General features: G+C 70.0%; 11 protein-coding genes. 5 read left to right on the forward strand and 6 right to left on the reverse strand.

The window, feature by feature from the left end; translation table 11 throughout:
- The first annotated feature begins 14 nt into the window (after positions 1 to 14).
- The 4 genes from IH80_RS0113770 (at position 15) to IH80_RS0113785 (ending at position 6,086) form a co-directional block, all read left to right on the forward strand.
- The gene (locus IH80_RS0113770; RefSeq protein ID WP_030960472.1) at positions 15 to 1,298 is read left to right on the forward strand and encodes an HRDC domain-containing protein; all 1,284 of its coding nucleotides are present in this window, start codon (positions 15 to 17) and stop codon (positions 1,296 to 1,298) included.
- Between the two features lie 304 nt (positions 1,299 to 1,602).
- Positions 1,603 to 2,829, forward strand: coding sequence for a thiolase family protein (locus IH80_RS0113775; protein ID WP_030960473.1), 1,227 nt, complete (start codon positions 1,603 to 1,605; stop codon positions 2,827 to 2,829).
- Positions 2,826 to 4,955, forward strand: coding sequence for a 3-hydroxyacyl-CoA dehydrogenase NAD-binding domain-containing protein (locus IH80_RS0113780; RefSeq protein ID WP_030960476.1), 2,130 nt, complete (start codon positions 2,826 to 2,828; stop codon positions 4,953 to 4,955). The genes IH80_RS0113775 and IH80_RS0113780 overlap by 4 nt, the downstream gene beginning before the upstream one ends.
- Positions 4,956 to 5,045: 90 nt before the next feature.
- Positions 5,046 to 6,086 (forward strand): LCP family protein, encoded by a 1,041-nt coding sequence (locus IH80_RS0113785; protein WP_030960477.1) that lies wholly within the window; start codon positions 5,046 to 5,048, stop codon positions 6,084 to 6,086.
- A 78-nt stretch (positions 6,087 to 6,164) separates the two neighbouring features.
- Here the strand turns inward: IH80_RS0113785 and IH80_RS0113790 are convergent, their stop codons facing one another.
- The 6 genes from IH80_RS0113790 to IH80_RS0113815 all read right to left on the reverse strand — a co-directional run bounded on the left by IH80_RS0113790 (position 6,165) and on the right by IH80_RS0113815 (position 14,672).
- Positions 6,165 to 7,652, reverse strand: coding sequence for an amino acid permease (locus IH80_RS0113790; protein ID WP_030960479.1), 1,488 nt, complete (start codon positions 7,650 to 7,652; stop codon positions 6,165 to 6,167).
- A 130-nt stretch (positions 7,653 to 7,782) separates the two neighbouring features.
- Positions 7,783 to 9,699, reverse strand: coding sequence for a 1-deoxy-D-xylulose-5-phosphate synthase (gene dxs / locus IH80_RS0113795; protein WP_030960480.1), 1,917 nt, complete (start codon positions 9,697 to 9,699; stop codon positions 7,783 to 7,785).
- 263 nt (positions 9,700 to 9,962) lie between these two features.
- Positions 9,963 to 11,252 carry a sugar ABC transporter permease gene (locus IH80_RS0113800; RefSeq protein WP_030960481.1) on the reverse strand — a complete coding sequence of 430 codons (1,290 nt, stop codon included), beginning with the start codon at positions 11,250 to 11,252 and terminating at the stop codon, positions 9,963 to 9,965.
- A 26-nt stretch (positions 11,253 to 11,278) separates the two neighbouring features.
- Positions 11,279 to 12,067: an ATP-binding cassette domain-containing protein gene (locus IH80_RS0113805; protein WP_030036503.1), complete on the reverse strand. Its 789-nt coding sequence runs from the start codon at positions 12,065 to 12,067 to the stop codon at positions 11,279 to 11,281.
- 160 nt (positions 12,068 to 12,227) lie between these two features.
- Positions 12,228 to 13,340 (reverse strand): sugar ABC transporter substrate-binding protein, encoded by a 1,113-nt coding sequence (locus tag IH80_RS0113810; protein ID WP_030960483.1) that lies wholly within the window; start codon positions 13,338 to 13,340, stop codon positions 12,228 to 12,230.
- Between the two features lie 117 nt (positions 13,341 to 13,457).
- On the reverse strand, positions 13,458 to 14,672 hold the full coding sequence (locus tag IH80_RS0113815; RefSeq protein ID WP_030960486.1) for an ROK family transcriptional regulator: 1,215 nt from the start codon (positions 14,670 to 14,672) through the stop codon (positions 13,458 to 13,460).
- Between the two features lie 592 nt (positions 14,673 to 15,264).
- Between IH80_RS0113815 and mgtA the strand changes: the two genes are divergently transcribed.
- On the forward strand, positions 15,265 to 18,003 hold the full coding sequence (gene mgtA, locus IH80_RS0113820) for a magnesium-translocating P-type ATPase (RefSeq protein WP_030960487.1): 2,739 nt from the start codon (positions 15,265 to 15,267) through the stop codon (positions 18,001 to 18,003).
- Positions 18,004 to 18,011 lie beyond the last annotated feature (8 nt).

Genomic DNA, 18,011 nt, shown 5'->3' on the forward strand with positions numbered 1-18,011 from the left:
GATACCCTTGACCGGTGACCGACGCCCAAGAGACCGCAGCAGACCTGCGCACCACCACCGGGGGCGGCCCCCCGGACGACGTCGTTGTTCCGCCCGGTGGGCTGCCGATCCCCCTGCTGGAGCCCCGTGAGGGGATCCCTCCGGTGGTCGCCGACGCGGACGCCCTCGCCGAAGTGGTCGCGGCCTTCGCCGCGGGCACCGGCCCCGTGGCCGTCGACGCCGAACGCGCCTCCGGATACCGCTACGGCCAGCGCGCCTACCTCGTGCAGCTGCGCCGCGAGGGTGCCGGGTCCGCACTGATCGACCCGGTGGGCTGCCCCGACCTGTCCGCACTGGGCGAGGCCCTCTCCGGCACCGAGTGGATCCTGCACGCCGCCACCCAGGACCTGCCGTGCCTGCGCGAAATAGGCATGGTCCCCACCTCGCTGTTCGACACCGAGCTCGCGGGCCGGCTCGCCGGCTTCCCCCGCGTCGGCCTCGGCGCGATGGTCGAGAGCGTTCTCGGCTACGCCCTGGAGAAGGGCCACTCCGCCGTCGACTGGTCCACCCGCCCGCTGCCCGAGCCGTGGCTGCGCTACGCCGCTCTGGACGTGGAGCTGCTGGTGGACCTGCGCGACGCGCTGGAGAAGGAGCTGGACCGGCAGGGCAAGCTGGAGTGGGCCCGGCAGGAGTTCGACGCGATCGCCGCCGCGCCGCCGGCCCCGCCGCGCAAGGACCCGTGGCGCCGTACGTCCGGCATGCACAAGGTGCGCCGCCGCCGGCAGATGGCCGTCGTACGGGAGCTGTGGGAGTCCCGGGACCGGATCGCACAGCGGCGTGACGTGTCGCCGGGCAAGGTGCTGGGCGACGCCGCGATCGTCGAGGCCGCCCTGGCCCTGCCCACGAACGTGCACACCCTCTCGGCCCTGCCCGGCTACGGGCAGCGGATGGGCCGTCGCCAGCTCGACCAGTGGATGGCCGCCGTGGACCGCGCCAAGGCGCTGCCCGAGAGCGAGCTGCCGCAGCCGGGGGCGACCCCGTCCGGCCCGCCCCCGCCGCGTTCCTGGGCCGACAAGGACCCGGCCGCCGCGGCCCGGCTGGCCGCCGCCCGCACCGCCGTCTCGGCACTGGCGGAGCAGCTGAACCTGCCCCAGGAGAACCTGATCGCCCCGGACACCGTCCGCCGCCTGTGCTGGGAGCCCCCGCAGCGGCTGGACGCGGACGCGGTGGCCGGGACCCTGGCGCTCCACGGCGCCCGGCCCTGGCAGATCGAGCAGGTGACCCCGGTCCTGGTCACGGCCCTGTCGGCCACGGTCTGACCGAGGGCTCCGCACGCCGTTGGACGGGGTGCTCACTCCATGGGAGTGAGCACCCCGTCGTCGTCCTGCAGCAGCTGCCGGTGGTCGCGCCCGGCACCTTGCCGAACCGGAACCGGCGCTCGGACATGGTGTGCACGGCGCGGACGACGCACACGGGCGGAGTGTGACCTTCGCCGCTCCTCGGGGAGGGGGTGTGCACATTGGTTACCCGCAAGTAGCATGGTCGGGTGAGCGGGCGCTCAGCAACGTATGCCGAGTGCGCCCCCGCGCAGCAGTGCCATCCCGCACATGGAGGAGAGCCAACGTGCCTCGTACCGTCAGGGACGTCGTCTTCGTCGACGGCGTCCGCACCCCGTTCGGCAAGGCGGGCCCGAAGGGCATCTACCACGAGACCCGCGCCGACGACCTCGTCGTGAAGGCGATCCGGGAGCTGCTGCGCCGCAACCCGGACCTGGACCCCAAGAAGATCGACGAGGTCGCCATCGCCGCGACCACGCAGATCGGCGACCAGGGCCTGACGCTGGGCCGCACGGCCGGCATCCTCGCGGGCCTCCCGCAGTCCGTCCCGGGCTACTCCATCGACCGCATGTGCGCCGGCGCGCTGACCGCCGTGACCGCCGTCGCGGGCGGTGTGGCCTTCGGTGCGTACGACGTCGCCCTCGCCGGCGGTGTCGAGCACATGGGCCGTCACCCCATGGGTGAGGGCGTCGACCCGAACCCGCGCTTCGTCTCCGAGAAGCTGGTCGACGAGTCCGCCCTGTTCATGGGCATGACCGCCGAGAACCTGCACGACCGGTACCCGACGATCACCAAGCTCCGCGCCGACGAGTACGCCGTGCGCTCGCAGGAGAAGGCCGCCAAGGCGTACGCCGACGGCAAGATCCAGCAGGACCTGGTCCCGATCTCGGTGCGCAACACCAACGAGGCCGCGGGCGAGACGGGCTGGGGCCTGGTCACCACCGACGAGCCGATGCGCCCGGGCACCACGCTGGAGAACCTGGCGAACCTGAAGACCCCGTTCCGTACGCACGGCCGGGTCACCGCGGGCAACGCCGCCGGTCTCAACGACGGTGCCACCGCCGCGATCATCGCGTCCGAGGACTTCGCCCGCGAGAACAACCTCCCGGTCAAGATGCGCCTCGTCTCGTACTCCTTCGCGGGTGTCGAGCCGGAGGTCATGGGCTACGGCCCCATCCCGGCCACCGAGAAGGCCCTGGCCCAGGCCGGCCTGACGATCGACGACATCGGTCTCTTCGAGATCAACGAGGCCTTCGCGGTCCAGGTGCTCGCGTTCCTGGAGCACTACGGCATCGCCGACGACGACGCCCGTGTGAACCAGTACGGCGGCGCCATCGCCTTCGGCCACCCGCTGGCCTCCTCCGGCGTGCGTCTGATGACGCAGCTGGCCCGCCAGTTCGAGGAGCAGCCGCACGTCCGCTACGGCCTGACCACCATGTGCGTCGGCTTCGGCATGGGCGCGACGGTCATCTGGGAGAACCCGAACTTCAACGCCGAGGGAGACTCCAAGTGAGCACCACCGCTGAGCTCCTGAAGGGCGCGGCCGAGCTGTTCCCGGACGAGGTCGTCACGTCCGCGCACGTCCGTCACCTGGACCTGCCGTTCGGCGCCGGGCGCTTCGCGCTCATCACGCTGGACAACGGCTTCGACCACACCAAGCCGACCACCTTCGGCCCGCAGTCCCTCGCCAACCTGAACGCGGCGATCGACCAGGTCGAGCAGGAGGCCACCGCCGGCACCATCGTCGGCGCGGGCATCACCGGCAAGCCGTTCATCTTCGCGGTCGGCGCCGACCTCAAGGGTGTCGAGCTGCTGAAGAAGCACGACGAGGCGCTCGCCATCGGCAAGGGCGGCCACGACGTCTTCAAGCGTCTCTCGGCGCTGGCCGTCCCCACCTTCGCGTACTACAACGGCGCGGCGATGGGCGGCGGCGTCGAGGTCGGCCTGCACTGCAGCTACCGCACCGTCTCGAAGGCCATCCCGGCCTTCTCGCTGCCCGAGGTCTTCCTCGGCCTGGTTCCCGGCTGGGGCGGCTGCGCCATCCTGCCGAACCTGATCGGCGCCGAGCGCGCGGTCTCGGTCATCATCGAGAACTCGCTGAACCAGAACCGCCAGCTCAAGGGCAAGCAGGTCTTCGAGCTCGGCATCGCCGACGCGATCTTCGAGGGCGCGGACTTCCTGGAGCAGTCGCTCCTGTGGACCGCGAACGTCCTGAACGGCACCACCGAGGTCGTCCGCGCGGAGATCGACCGCGGCGAGGCCTGGGACGCGGCCGTCGCCAAGGGCCGCTTCATCGCGGACTCCAAGGTGCACGGCGCCGCTCCGGCCGCCTACCGCGCGCTGGACATCATCGCCGCGGCCAAGGACGGCGACCTGCAGGCGGGCTTCGACGCCGAGGACACGGCCCTGGCCGACCTCATCATGGGCGGCGAACTGCGCTCCGGCATCTACGCCTTCAACCTGGTCCAGAAGCGCGCCAAGCGCCCGGCCGGCGCCCCGGACAAGTCCCTGGCCCGTCCGGTCACCAAGGTCGGCGTCGTCGGCGCGGGCCTGATGGCCTCGCAGCTGGCGCTGCTGTTCCTGCGCCGCCTGGAGGTGCCGGTGGTCCTCACCGACATCGACCAGGAGCGCGTGGACAAGGGCGTGGGTTACGTCCACGCCGAGATCCAGAAGCTGCTCGGCAAGGGCCGCATCAACCAGGACAAGGCCAACCGCCTGACCGCCCTGGTGAGCGGTGTCCTGGACAAGGCCGAGGGCTTCGCGGACGCGGACTTCATCATCGAGGCCGTGTTCGAGGAGATGTCCGTCAAGCAGAAGGTGTTCGCGGAGGTCGAGGCGGTCGCCCCGGCGCACGCGATCCTCGCCACCAACACCTCCTCGCTGTCGGTGTCGGAGATGGCCTCCAAGCTCCAGCACCCGGAGCGCGTGGTCGGCTTCCACTTCTTCAACCCGGTCGCGATCCTCCCGCTGCTGGAGATCGTCCGCGGTGAGCAGACCGACGACGCCTCGCTGGCCACGGCCTTCGGCGTCGCCAAGAAGCTGAAGAAGACCGCGGTCCTCACCAAGGACGCCCCGGCGTTCGTCGTGAACCGCATCCTGACCCGCTTCATGGGCGAGATCCAGAACGTCATCGACGAGGGCACCCCGGTCGCCACGGCGGAGAAGGCCATCGAGCCGCTCGGCCTGCCGATGTCCCCGCTGGTGCTGCTGGAGCTCGTGGGCCCGGCGATCGGCCTGCACGTCTCCGAGACCCTGAACCGCTCCTTCCCGGAGCGCTTCACCGTCTCCCCGAACCTCAAGCGCGTGGTCGAGGCGGGCAAGCGCGGCTTCTACGTCTACGACTCCGGTAAGCCGGAGCTGGACCCCGAGGTCGCCGCGCTCCTGGTCCAGGGCGACTCCGTCCTGACCGAGGAGCAGGTCCGCGACCGCGTCCTGGACGCGGTGGCGCAGGAGATCGGTCTGATGCTGGAGGAGGGTGTCGTGGCCGAGGCCCAGGACATCGACCTCTGCCTCATCACCGGTGCCGGCTGGCCCTTCCACCTGGGCGGCATCACGCCGTACCTGGACCGTGAGGGCGTCTCGGAGCGCGTGAACGGCAAGAAGTTCCTCGCCCCCGGCATCGCGAGCGTCCCCGCCTAGTCCGGGTCGCAGCTGCTGTTCGACGGCCGGGCCCGCCTCCCACGTGGGGCGGGCTCCGGCCGTTCGAATACCTGTCTAAGATTCACCCCCATGACGGAAACGCACGCGCGGCCCAGGCGCCGCCGACGCCGCATTCTGCGGATCACCCTGCTGCTGGTCGCCGTGCTGATCCTGGGCGCGGCCGGAGCCGGCTGGTGGGCGTACAGCCACCTCAACGGCAACATCGACAGCGTCGACCTGGACCAGGCGATCGGTGACAACCGGCCCGCCAAGGTGGTCGCGAACGCGCAGAACATCCTGGTGCTCGGCTCCGACTCGCGGGCCGGGGCCAACGGCGACCTCGACCACGGATCGGTCAGCGGCGCCCGCTCGGACACCGCGATGCTGGTGCACATACCCGAGGGCCGGGCGAAGGCCACCGCGGTGAGCATCCCCCGCGACACCCTGATCACCCGGCCCGAGTGCAAGGGCCGCGACGGCAGGACGGTGCCGTCCGCGAAGCGGGTCATGTTCAACTCCGTCTACTCGCTGGCCGGTCCGGCCTGCGTGGTCAACACGGTCGAGCAGATGTCCGGTGTCCGCGTGGACCACTTCGTCGAGGTGGACTTCGCGGGCTTCAAGGGCCTGGTGGACGCGCTGGGCGGGGTCACCGTCACCCTGGACAAGCCGATGAGCGGCGCCAAGGGCGGCCTGAAGCTCGACGCGGGCACGCACCGGCTGAACGGCACCGACTCGCTCAAGTTCGTCCGGACCCGGTACGGCTACGGCGACGGCAGCGACCTCGGGCGCATCGGCCTGCAGCAGCAGTTCATGCTGGCGATGCTGGCGGAGATCAAGAAGCAGGACGCCCTCGGCAACCCGGCCCGGCTCTACAAGCTCGCCGACGCCGGCACCAAGTCGCTGACCACCGACTCCGATCTGGCCTCGCTCACCGCGCTGTCCGACTTCGCGCAGAGCATGAAGGGCGTGAACCCGGAGACGATGGAGACCATCATGCTGCCGGTCGCCTACGACAAGGTGGACCCGAACCGCGTGGTCGTGGCCGAGCCACAGGCCACCCAGCTCTGGGACGCCCTGCGCAAGGACGAGAAGGTCCCCGCCTCCGCGAAGGACTCCCCCGCCACGGGCTGACCGGGCCCCGCGCATACGGAGCCGGCCGTACGGGTCACCCCGTACGGCCGGCTCCGGCGTTCGCGCGGCCAGGACTTCTCAGTACGTGGCGTCCGCGCCGACCTGACCGAGACGGCTGTTGCGGCGTCCGTAGGCGAAGTAGACGATGACGCCGATGGCCATCCAGATGCCGAAGCGCAGCCAGGTCTCGGCCGGCAGGTTGAGCATCAGCCAGAACGAGGCGGCGATCGACAGGATCGGGACGAACGGCACCCATGGGGTGCGGAAGGCCCGGTGCAGGTCGGGGCGCGTCTTGCGCAGCACGATGACACCGAGCGCGACCACCACGAAGGCGAACAGGGTGCCGATGTTGACCAGTTCCGCGAGGCTCTCCAGGCTGGTGAAGCCCGCGACGATCGCGATGATCCCGCCGAGCAGGACGGTCGCCCGGTAGGGGGTGCGGTACTTCGGGTGGGTCACGGAGAAGACCCGGGGCAGGAGTCCGTCGCGGCTCATGGCGAAGAACACGCGGGTCTGGCCGAGCAGCAGGATCATGCAGACGGTGATCAGGCCGACGGACGCGCCGAGACTGATGGCGCCCGAGAAGAACGGCTGGTTCACCGATTTGAAGGCCTCGGCGAGCGGCGCTGTCGCCGACATCTCCGAGTACTTCTGCATGCCCGTGACCACGAGGGTCACCGCGACGTAGAGCACGGTGCAGATGAGCAGCGAGCCCAGGATGCCGCGCGGCATGTCCCGCTGGGGGTTCTTGGTCTCCTCGGCCGCCGTCGCCACGACGTCGAAGCCGATGAAGGCGAAGAAGATGAGCGAGGCCGCCGTGAAGATGCCCATCACACCGAAGTTGGTGGGCTCGTAGCCGAACAGCAGCTGGACCAGGGGCGAGTGCCAGCCGCTGACGCCCTCGGCCTGTGGCTGGGCCGGCGGGATGAACGGCGAGTAGTTGTCGGCCTTGATGAAGAACAGGCCCGCGATGATGACCAGCAGCACGACGGTCACCTTGATGGCGACGACGACCGCGGTGATGCGCGCGGAGAGCTTCGTCCCGACGACCAGGATCCACGTCAGCACCAGGACCAGCAGGAAGGCCAGCAGGTCGAAGTGGCCGCCGGCATCGGGGCCGGACAGGGAGGTCGGCAGGGTCCAGCCGAGGTTGGTGTCCATGAGGTGGCGCACGTAGCCGGACCAGCCGACCGCGACCACCGCGGTGCCGAGCGCGAACTCGAGCACCAGGTCCCAGCCGATGATCCAGGCGGGCAGCTCGCCGATGGAGGCGTAGCTGAAGGTGTACGCCGATCCGGCCACCGGCACGGTGGACGCGAACTCGGCGTAGCAGAGCGCCGCGAGGGCGCAGACGATGCCCGCGGCCACGAAGGCGAGGGCGGTGGCGGGTCCGGCGTTGTTCCGGGCCGCGATGCCCGTGAGGACGAAGATGCCGGTGCCGATGATGACACCCACACCGAACACCGTCAGATCCCAGGCGGAGAGCGACTTCCGGAGCGCGTGTTCCGGCTCCTCCGTGTCGCGGATGGACTGCTCCACCGTCTTGGTGCGGAAGGGGCTGTTCATATCCCTACTCACCGACGCACCTCCGAACAGGTGTCGACGCACGCGAACGGGCCGGGAGGCCCACTCCTCAAGAGTGATCTCCCGGCCCGTGACGTGCAACCGCGCGGCGATCTAGTGCCCGCCGTCCGTGCTAGTCGACGGTGGCCGCCGGCTCGCTGTCGTAGCGGCCGTCCAGCTTGGCGACCAGGCCGGTGACCTGCCGGGCGATGTCCGGCGCGGTCAGGCCGATCTCGGCCATGATCTCCTTGCGGAGGGCGTGGTCGAGGAAGCGCTGCGGGATGCCGAAGTCGCGCAGCGGTACGTCGACCCCCGCGTCCCGCAGGGCCTGCGAGACGGCGGAGCCCACGCCGCCGGCACGGCCGTTGTCCTCGACGGTGACGACCACGCGGTGCCGTTCCGCGAGCGGGGCCAGGGCTTCGTCCACGGGCTTGACCCAGCGCGGGTCGACGACGGTCGTGGAGATGCCCTGCTTGTCGAGCAGGTCGGCGATCTCCAGGCACATGGGGGCGAGCGCACCGACCGAGACGAGCAGTACGTCCGGACGGGTGACCTCGGCGCCCGGGGCGCGCAGGACGTCCATGCCGCCGATCCGGCCGACGGCCGGGACGGCCGGGCCGACGACGCCCTTGGAGAAACGGACCACGGTCGGGGCGTCCTTGACCTCGACGGCCTCGCGCAGCTGCGCGCGCAGCTGCTCGGCGTCGCGCGGCGCGGCGAGGCGCAGGCCCGGGACGACCTGGAGGATGGACATGTCCCACATGCCGTTGTGGGAGGCGCCGTCGTCGCCCGTGACACCGGCGCGGTCCAGGACGAAGGTGACGCCGCACTTGTGCAGGGCCACGTCCATCAGGACCTGGTCGAAGGCGCGGTTGAGGAAGGTCGCGTACACCGCGAAGACGGGGTGGACGCCGCCGGTGGCCAGGCCCGCCGCGGAGGTGGCGCCGTGCTGCTCGGCGATGCCGACGTCGTAGATGCGGTCCGGGAAGGCTTCGGCGAACTTGTTGAGGCCGACCGGGTGGAGCATGGCGGCGGTGATGCCGACGATGTCCTCGCGCTCGTGGCCGATCTTGACCATCTCGTCGGCGAAGACGGAGGTCCAGCTGGCTGCGGCGGTCTTGACCGGCAGGCCGGTGTCGGGGTGGATCACGCCGACCGCGTGGAAGCGGTCCGCCTCGTGCTCCAGGGCCGGGGTGTAGCCGCGGCCCTTCTGGGTGAGGCAGTGCACGATGACCGGGCCGCTGAAGCGCTTGGCGCGCTGCAGGGCGGACTCCAGGGCCTCGATGTCGTGGCCGTCGATGGGCCCGATGTACTTCAGGCCGAGGTCCTCGAACATGCCCTGCGGGGCGATGAAGTCCTTGAGGCCCTTCTTGGCGCCGTGCAGGGTCTCGAAGAGCGGCTTGCCGACGACCGGGGTGCGCTCGAGGAGCTCCTTGCCGCGGGCGAGGAAGCGCTCGTAGCCGTCGGTGGTGCGCAGGGTGGCCAGGTGGTTGGCGAGGCCGCCGATGGTGGGGCCGTAGGAGCGCTCGTTGTCGTTGACGACGATGACGAGCGGGCGGTCCTTGGCGGCGGCGATGTTGTTCAGCGCCTCCCAGGCCATGCCGCCGGTCAGCGCGCCGTCGCCGATGACGGCGGCGACGTGGTGGTCCTCGCGGCCCAGCACCTCGTTGGCCTTGGCCAGGCCGTCGGCCCAGCCCAGCACGGTGGAGGCGTGCGAGTTCTCGATGACGTCGTGGTCGGACTCGGCCCGCGAAGGGTAGCCGGACAGGCCGCCCTTGGAGCGCAGGTTGCCGAAGTCCTGGCGGCCCGTGAGCAGCTTGTGGACGTAGGCCTGGTGGCCGGTGTCGAAGAGGACCTTGTCCTTGGGCGATTCGAAGACCCGGTGCAGGGCGATCGTCAGTTCGACCACGCCGAGGTTGGGGCCGAGGTGCCCGCCGGTCTTGGAGACGGCGTCGACGAGGAAGGACCTGATCTCGGCCGCGAGCTGGTCGAGCTCCTCCTGGCTGAGCCGGTCCAGATCGCGCGGTCCCTTGATGCGGGGCAGCAGCACCCGTGCCTCCTTGCAGTTGCTTGCTGGTCTGTCGAGTCTAATGTTCCGTCTCCGCGCGCGGTCATCGGGCCGTCCCGGAGCAGTCACACCTTTGTCATACATGTACGCCCGACCGGGCGGCCACACTTCGCATACGGGCGTATACCCGCACACGAGTACCCCGCCCGTGCACGCACCGATGCCCGGCGCCACGAGAAGTGGCGCCGGGCACTGTGACCGGTGTTACCGCCGGAGGCAGCTCCGGCGGGCCGTCGGACGCGCGGTCAGGCGCGTCCGGCCGACTTCTGGGTCTTGCGGGTGACCGAGTCGATCACCACGGTGGCCAGCAGCACCGCGCCGGTGATCATGTACTGGATCGGCGTCGCGATGCCTTCCAGGGCCAGACCGTACTGGATCGAGACGATGACCATGACGCCGAGGAGGGCGTTCCAGGTCCGGCCCCGGCCGCCGAAGAGGCTGGTGCCGCCGATGACGGCCGCCGCGATGACGTTCATCAGCAGGTCGCCGGCACCGGCGCTCTGGTTGGCCGCCGCGATCTTGGAGGCCCAGAAGAGGCCGCCGATGGCGGCGAAGGTGCTGGAGATCGCGAAGACCGTGATCCGGATCCGGGTGACGTTGATGCCCGCACGGCGGGAGGCCTCGACACTGCCACCCAGTGCGAAAACGTTTCGCCCGAAGGTCGTGCGGCGCAGCAGGAAGTCCGTGACGACCAGGGCCAGCAGGAAGAGCACCACCGCGAGCGGCAGGCCCTTGTACTGGTTGAACAGCACGGCCGGGCCGAAGGTGCACAGGGCGAGCAGGCCGGTGCGCAGCAGGATCTCGGTGAGCGGCCGGGAGGGCATCCCGGCGGCCTCGCGACGCCGGGCGTCGAGGAAGGCCGCGAGGAAGTAGCCGGCCACCGCGAGCGCGGCCAGCCCGTAGGCGACGGCCACCTGCGAGAAGAAGTACGTGGTCAGCTGGCCGACCACGCCGTCGGAGTCGATGTTGATCGTGCCGTTGCTGCCGAGGATCTGCAGCATCGCGCCGAGCCAGAAGAGCAGGCCCGACAGGGTGACGGCGAAGGCCGGGGCACCGACCCTGGCGAAGAAGAAGCCGTGGATGCACCCGATCAGGGCGCCTCCGGCGACGGCCGCGAGGATGGCCAGCCATTCGTTCATGCCGTGGGTGACGGCGAGGACGGCGACGATCGCGCCCGAGACACCGCTGACCGAGCCGACGGAGAGGTCGATCTCGCCGAGCAGCAGCACGAAGATGATGCCGATGGCGATCATGCCCGTGCCGGTCATCGTGATCGCGATGTTGGTGAGGTTCTCCGGGGAGAGGAAGTTCGAGTTCAGCCCCTGGAAGATGGACCAGATGACGATCAGGCCGATGACGACCGGGAGGGAGCCCAGATCGCCGGCCTTCATCTTGCGCTTGAACTCGCCCACGTAACCGGCGAGGCCCTCCTCCCGGACGAGCAGGCGGGGGTCCACGGCCGGGATCGCGTCGTGTGCGGCCGCCGGGTTGACCGGGTCGATGTGCTCCTGCTGGTCGACGGTGCCCTTGCCCAGGGGACCGGTGGCAGGGTTCGGGGTGCTCACTTGCCGGCCTCCGAGGTGCGGGCCGCCCGGCGGGTCACGGCATTGTCCGTGGCACCGGTGATGGCGGAGATGATCTCTTCCTGCGAGGTGTCGGCGACGTTGAAGACACCGTTGTTGCGGCCCAGCCGCAGGACCGCCACCTTGTCGGCGACGGCCTTCACATCGGCCATGTTGTGGCTGATGAGGATGACGGCGTGGCCGCGCTCGCGCAGCCGCTCCACCAGGTCGAGCACCTGAGCGGTCTGCTCGACGCCGAGGGCGGCGGTGGGCTCGTCGAGGATGACGAGCTGGGGCTCGCCCAGCATGGAACGGGCGATCGCCACGGTCTGGCGCTGACCGCCCGACAGCGAGGCGATGGGGATCCGGACACTGGGGATCCGGATGGACAGCGTGGTCAGGAGCTCGCGGGCGCGCCGCTCCATCTCCACCTCGTCGAGGACGCCGAACTTCTTGAGCTCCCGGCCGAGGAACAGGTTGCCGACGACATCGATGTTGTCGCACAGCGCGAGGTCCTGGTAGACCGTCGCGATGCCCAGGTTCTGGGCGTCGTGGGGCTTGCCGATGGAAACCGGGCGCCCCTCCCACTCGATGACTCCGTCATCGATGGGGTGCACGCCGGCGATCGTCTTGACCAGCGTGGACTTGCCGGCACCGTTGTCGCCCACCAGGGCGACCACTTCACCGGAGTGGATCTCGAGTTCTACGTCGGTCAGGGCCTGAACGGCGCCGAACCGCTTCGAGACCCCTCGCAACGCCAGCACGGGCGCAGCGGACACATGAACCATCTCCTTCGCCGCCTGACCGGCGGGGATGTCGTGCAGAAGAGCAGGAGCGGGGCGAATGGGGGAACGTTTCTGCCCGGCGCCCCGCCGGGTGGCGGGGAGAGGAGGGGCGGGGCGCCGGTCAGGTACGTGGGGCCGCCTCGTGGGGAGGCGGCGGGGGCCGCTACTTCAGGCCGATGGCGGCGCAGGCGGCCGCGTACTTGTCGGTGCAGATCTCGTCGACCGTGTAGACGCCGTCCTTGACGACGGTGTCCTTGATGTTGCCCTTGGTCAGCGAGATGACCGGGATCAGCACGGAGGGGACGCCCTTGGTGGTGGGGCTGTCGACCGTGGAGGTGGTGCCTTCGGGCTTCCCGCCCTTGGCGAGGGCGACGGCCATCTTCGCGGCGGCCTCGGCCTCGGGGGCGTACGGCTTGTAGACGCTCATGAACTGCTCGCCCGCGACGATGCGCTGCACGCCGGCGAGTTCGGCGTCCTGGCCGGTGACCGGGGGCAGCGGGGAGACGCCGGCGGCCTTGAGGGCGGTGATGATGCCGCCCGCCATGCCGTCGTTGGCGGAGTAGACGCCGATGACCTTGTCCTTGCCGAGCGCGGAGAGCGCTGCCGCCATGTTGGTGTTGGCGTTCTCCGGCTTCCACTCGACGGTGTCGTACTCCTTGCCGACGTTCACCTTGCCGTCGAGCTCGGAGTGCGCACCGGACTTGAAGAGCTTGGCGTTCGGGTCGGTGACCGAACCGTTCATCATGACGATCTGGCCGTCCTTGGCCTTGTCGCCCAGCGCCTCGAGCAGGGCCTTGCCCTGGACCTTGCCGACCTCTTCGTTGTCGAAGGAGGTGTAGGCGTCGATCGGGCCCTCGGCCAGGCGGTCGTAGGAGACGACCGGGATGCCGGCGTCCTTGGCCTTCTTGACCGAGCCGGCGATGGCCTTGGAGTCCACAGCGTCGATGATCAGGACGTCCACCTTGTTGGTGATCATCGTGTCGACCTGGGAGTTCTGCGTGGTCGCGTCCTGCTTGGCGTTGGCGTAGACGACCTCGCCCTTGCCGCCGGTGAGCTCGGCGACCTTCTTCTCGATGAGCGGCTTGTCGAACTTCTCGTAACGCGCGGTCTGGTTCTCCGGCAGGAGCAGACCGACCTTGATCGCGTCGCCCTTGGCCGCGCCGGACGACTCCTTCGTCTTGTCGCCGGCCTCCTTGGCGCTGCCACAAGCGGCAAGGGAAACGGCCATGGCGCCGGCGGCAACGGCTACGGCGGCTCTGCGCATACGCGTGTTCATTACTTGAACCTCCCTGACGAGGCCGCTACGCCGCGGCCGAGGTGGATGTGAGTCAACCCCGGCCGCGTTTTGCCGTCAAGGAGTGAATTCTTAACGAGATGACAACGGTGCCATTCGTTATCTACCTGAAGGCAAGACGGCTGGAGCTCGCACTCCACTTCCATGATCTGACAAAAGCGACGAATCGCCCATCTCACTCAGCACGAGCGCCAGTGCGCCCAGCACCTCGGCCCGTCCGCCCAGGGACCCCGTCAGCACCGACAACTGCCGAGCCGCGCTGGGGATCGCGTACCTCCCCACTGATTCACGGATGGGGGCCAGGACGAGTTCACCGGCCTCCGCCAGCGAGCCGCCGAGCACCACACGACTGGGGTTCAGCAGGTTGCACAGGCTGGCCACTCCGCTGCCGATGTGGCGGCCGACGTCGGTGATCACCCGGCGGCAGCCGGGGTCCCCGTCGCGGGCCAGTTCGACCACCCGCTCCATCGTCAACTCAGGCCCGTGCGTGCCCTGGAGCAGCGGCAGGACGTACCGGGCGGCGGCGAAGGTCTCCAGGCAGCCGCGGTTTCCGCAACGGCAGACCGGGCCCGATTCGTCCAGCGTGATGTGCCCGATCTCGCCCGCCGTGCCGCCCGGGCCGCGGTAGATCTGGCCGTTGATCACCAGGCCGGCGCCGACACCACTGGCCACCTTGATGTAGGCCAGGTCCTTCACTCCCCGGCCGCTCCCCCAAACGAGTTCACCGAGGGCGCCGAGGTTCGCGTCGTTGTCCACGTAGACGGGCACGCCGAGGCGCTGGGAGAGCTCCTGGCGCGGATTGATCCCCGCCCAGCCCGGCAGGATCGCGGTCGAGCCCAGGGTCCCGGACTCCACGTCGATCGGGCCGGGGACGCCGAGGCCGACGCCGATGACCTTGTCCAGGCCGACTCCTATGCCCTCGATCAGGCGTCCGACCAGGGCTTCCGCCCGGTCGAAGCCGTCCGCCCAGGAGGCGTCGACGTCCAGCGGTTCGGTCTCCTCGGCGAGGACCTGGTGGGCGAGGTTGCCGACGGCCACCCGCAGGTGGGTGTGGCCGAAGTCGACGCCGATCACGATGCCCGCGTCACCGCTGAGCGACACGCTCCGTGCCCGTCGGCCCCCGGCCGAGGTGTCGGTGACCTCGACGGTCCCGCCGTCCTTCAGCTCCCGGACGATGTTGGAGACCGTGGCCGCCGACAGTCCGGTGGTACGGGCGATCTCCGCCTGGGTCAGCGACCCCGCGAGCCGCACCGCCCGTACGACCCGTTCGAGATTCGCGCGGTGCAGTGACGACTGCGATCCGGGAGTCTGCACGACTCATCCACTCCTGCCCATAAGCGACGGCCAGCCGTCGCCCCCCGGCCGGGACACATCGCGTCTTCGCGCTCCGAGACCCCGGCGTCTCTCCAACTTGTGAACCTTAAGTCGAGCCTTTGCGCATCCGCACGTCAAGAGGCTGACACGACACGAAACGGACCTACCCGCCGAAAGAGGGAAAGAGCGGCCCAGTGGATCGTGTTACGGTCGCTGAGGCGCCGGTCCTCTGCGGCCTTTCCGGCCGGACCGGGCGCCTGCCATGCCAGCGCGACGCGAGGAGGTGTTCGGGATGAGTCCCGATCGAAGTCTTCGCAGCGCTCTCTCCGGCTGATCCGCGACCGGCTGACCGGCTGACCGGCCGGCCTCTCCATGAGTGCGCACGGCAGCGGCGTGCCGCCCGTCCCGTGCGCGGCTGCGTTCCTCTCGCGTTCCTCTTCTTCCGCATGACGGGCGGCTGCGTCCGGCGTGCGTCATCCCTGTCCGTCGACGTCTGCGACGGCCCGCGCGGCCGCCGCACGCCGACTCCTGATCACTCCGCGTGACCGCGTGGCTCCGTGCTGCCCGGAAACCGCGGAGGGAGGTATGTGCCATGACCATGCTCACCCCCCGTACCCCGGCCACGCTCGCGCCGCCGGGCCGCCCGCGCCGCGAGCGCAAGGCCGCCGAGCTGGAGTCCCGTACCCGGCTCGTCGGCGAGCACCTCGCCGGGATCAGCGCCGCCCCGGGCGTCCGGGTGCTGCAGTCCGGGGACGCGTCCCCGGCCGGTCTCACCCGCGCCGAGGCGACCCTGCGCCTGGAGCGCCACGGTCCGAACGTCGTCGCCCAGGAGCGCGCCCCGCGCTGGTACGTCCAGCTCGCGAAGGCCTTCCGGAACCCCTTCATCGCCGTCCTGGTCCTCCTGGCCGCCGTCATGTACTGGCAGGACCCCGCCGACCCCGGCGTGGTCATCCTCTCCGTGATGGTGGGGATCAGCGGGCTGCTGCGCTTCTGGCAGGAGTACCGCTCCGGTCGCGCCGCCGAGGCCCTCAAGCAGCTGGTCACCACCACCTGCGCGGTCCAGCGCCGGGCCGGAAGCGGCTGCGTCCCCACCACCCTCGAAGTGCCCATGGACCAGGTGGTCCCCGGCGACGTGGTCAAGCTGGCGGCCGGCGACCTGATCCCGGCCGACCTACGACTGCTCACCGCGAAGGACCTGATGATCAGCCAGGCCGCGCTCTCCGGCGAGTCGCTGCCGGTGGCCAAGGCCGACACCCGCGTGCGGGACCTCGGCCAGCAGGTCACCACCGACCCGGTCGAGGCCGACAACCTGGCCCTGATGGGCACGTCGGTCACCTCCGGGACCGCGACCGGGGTGGTCGTCGCCACCGGCTCCGACACCTGGTTCGGCTCGATGGCCGGCTCCCTGGTCGGCGAGCGCCCGCAGACCACCTTCGACACCGGCGTGCGCAAGGTCAGCTTCCTGCTGATCCGCTTCATGCTGGTGATGGTCCCCGTCGTCTTCATGATCAACGGCCTGACCAAGGGCGACTGGGAGGAGGCCTTCCTCTTCGGCATCGCCGTGGCCGTGGGCCTGACCCCCGAGATGCTCCCGATGGTGGTCTCCGCCAACCTCGCCCGCGGCGCGGTCGCCATGGCCAAGCGCAAGGTGGTCGTCAAGCGGCTCCACGCGATCCAGAACCTGGGCGCGATGGACGTGCTCTGCACGGACAAGACCGGCACCCTCACCGAGGACCGGATCGTCCTGGACCGGTCCCTGGACGTGCACGGCAACGAGGACGGCGAGGTCCTGGAGTACGGCTACCTCAACGCCCACTTCCAGACCGGCCTGCGGAACCTGATGGACCGGGCGGTCATCGACCGCGCGGGCGAGGCCGAGGAGGTTGTCGTCGACACGCGGTTCTCCCTGGTCGACGAGATCCCCTTCGACTTCGCCCGGCGCCGGATGTCCGTGGTCCTGGCCCGCAACCCGCTCGTGGGCGACGCCGGGCACGCCGAACACGCCGAACACGCCGAACACGTCATGATCACCAAGGGTGCGGTGGAGGAGGTCCTGGCCCTCTGCACGCACATGACCGACCGCGGCGAGAGGGTGGAGCTGACCGAGCAGCTGCGGTGGCACGTCACCCGGATCGCCGAGGACAACAACCGGCGGGGCCTGCGGGTGCTCGCCGTCGCCACCCGCACGATCACCGACCCCCGCGCCACCTACGGCGTCACCGACGAGGACCGGCTGACCCTGGTCGGCTTCCTCGCCTTCCTCGACCCGCCGAAGGCCGACGCCGCCCGCGCCCTGGAGGCGCTCGCCGACAAGGGCATCGCGGTGAAGGTCGTCACCGGCGACAACGAGCTCGTCGCCGCCCGGGTCTGCACGGACGTCGGCATCGACGTGGGCACCGTGGTCCTCGGCCCCGCGACCGACGCCCTCGACGACGCCGAACTGCGCGCGCTGGCCGCCCGTACGACGGTCTTCGCCAAGGTCAACCCGGTCCAGAAGGCCAGGATCGTCCGGGCCCTGCAGGCCGGCGGGCACACCGTCGGGTTCCTCGGCGACGGCATCAACGACGCGGCCGCGCTGCGCGACGCGGACGTCGGCATCTCCGTGGACACCGCCGTCGACATCGCCAGGGAGTCCGCGGACATCATCCTTCTGGAGAAGGACCTCACCGTCCTGGAGCAGGGCGTCCTCCAGGGCCGGACCACCTTCGGCAACACGATCAAGTACATCAAGATGACGGCGTCGTCGAACTTCGGCAACGTCTTCTCGGTGCTGGTCGCGAGCGCGTTCATCCCCTTCCAGCCGATGCTCGCGATCATGCTGCTGGTCCAGAACCTGGTCTACGACATCGCCCAGCTGGCGACCCCGTGGGACCGGATGGACGAGGAGTACCTGCGCCGGCCCCGCAACTGGGACGCCAAGGGCATCGGCCGCTTCATGGTCACCATCGGCCCGATCAGCTCTATCTTCGACATCGCGATGTTCCTGATCATGTGGCACGTCTTCGCCGCGAACAGCGAGGCGAGCCAGTCCCTCTTCCAGTCGGGCTGGTTCATCGAGGGCCTGCTCTCGCAGACCCTCGTCGTCCACATGATCCGCACCCGGAAGATCCCCTTCATCCAGTCCCGCGCCTCCTGGCCGGTGATGGCCATGACCGTCCTCGCGGTGCTGACCGGGCTCTGGCTGCCCTTCTCGCCGCTTGCCTCCTCGCTGGGCTTCGTCGCCCTGCCGGCGGGCTACTTCCCGTGGCTCATCGGCGTGCTGCTCGCGTACTGCACGCTCACCCAGCTCGTGAAGACCTGGTACATCCGCCGCTTCGGTACGTGGCTGTAGCCGGAGGG

The sequence above is a fragment of the Streptomyces sp. NRRL S-378 genome (assembly GCF_000720645.1).
In the GTDB taxonomy this organism is placed as follows: domain Bacteria; phylum Actinomycetota; class Actinomycetes; order Streptomycetales; family Streptomycetaceae; genus Streptomyces.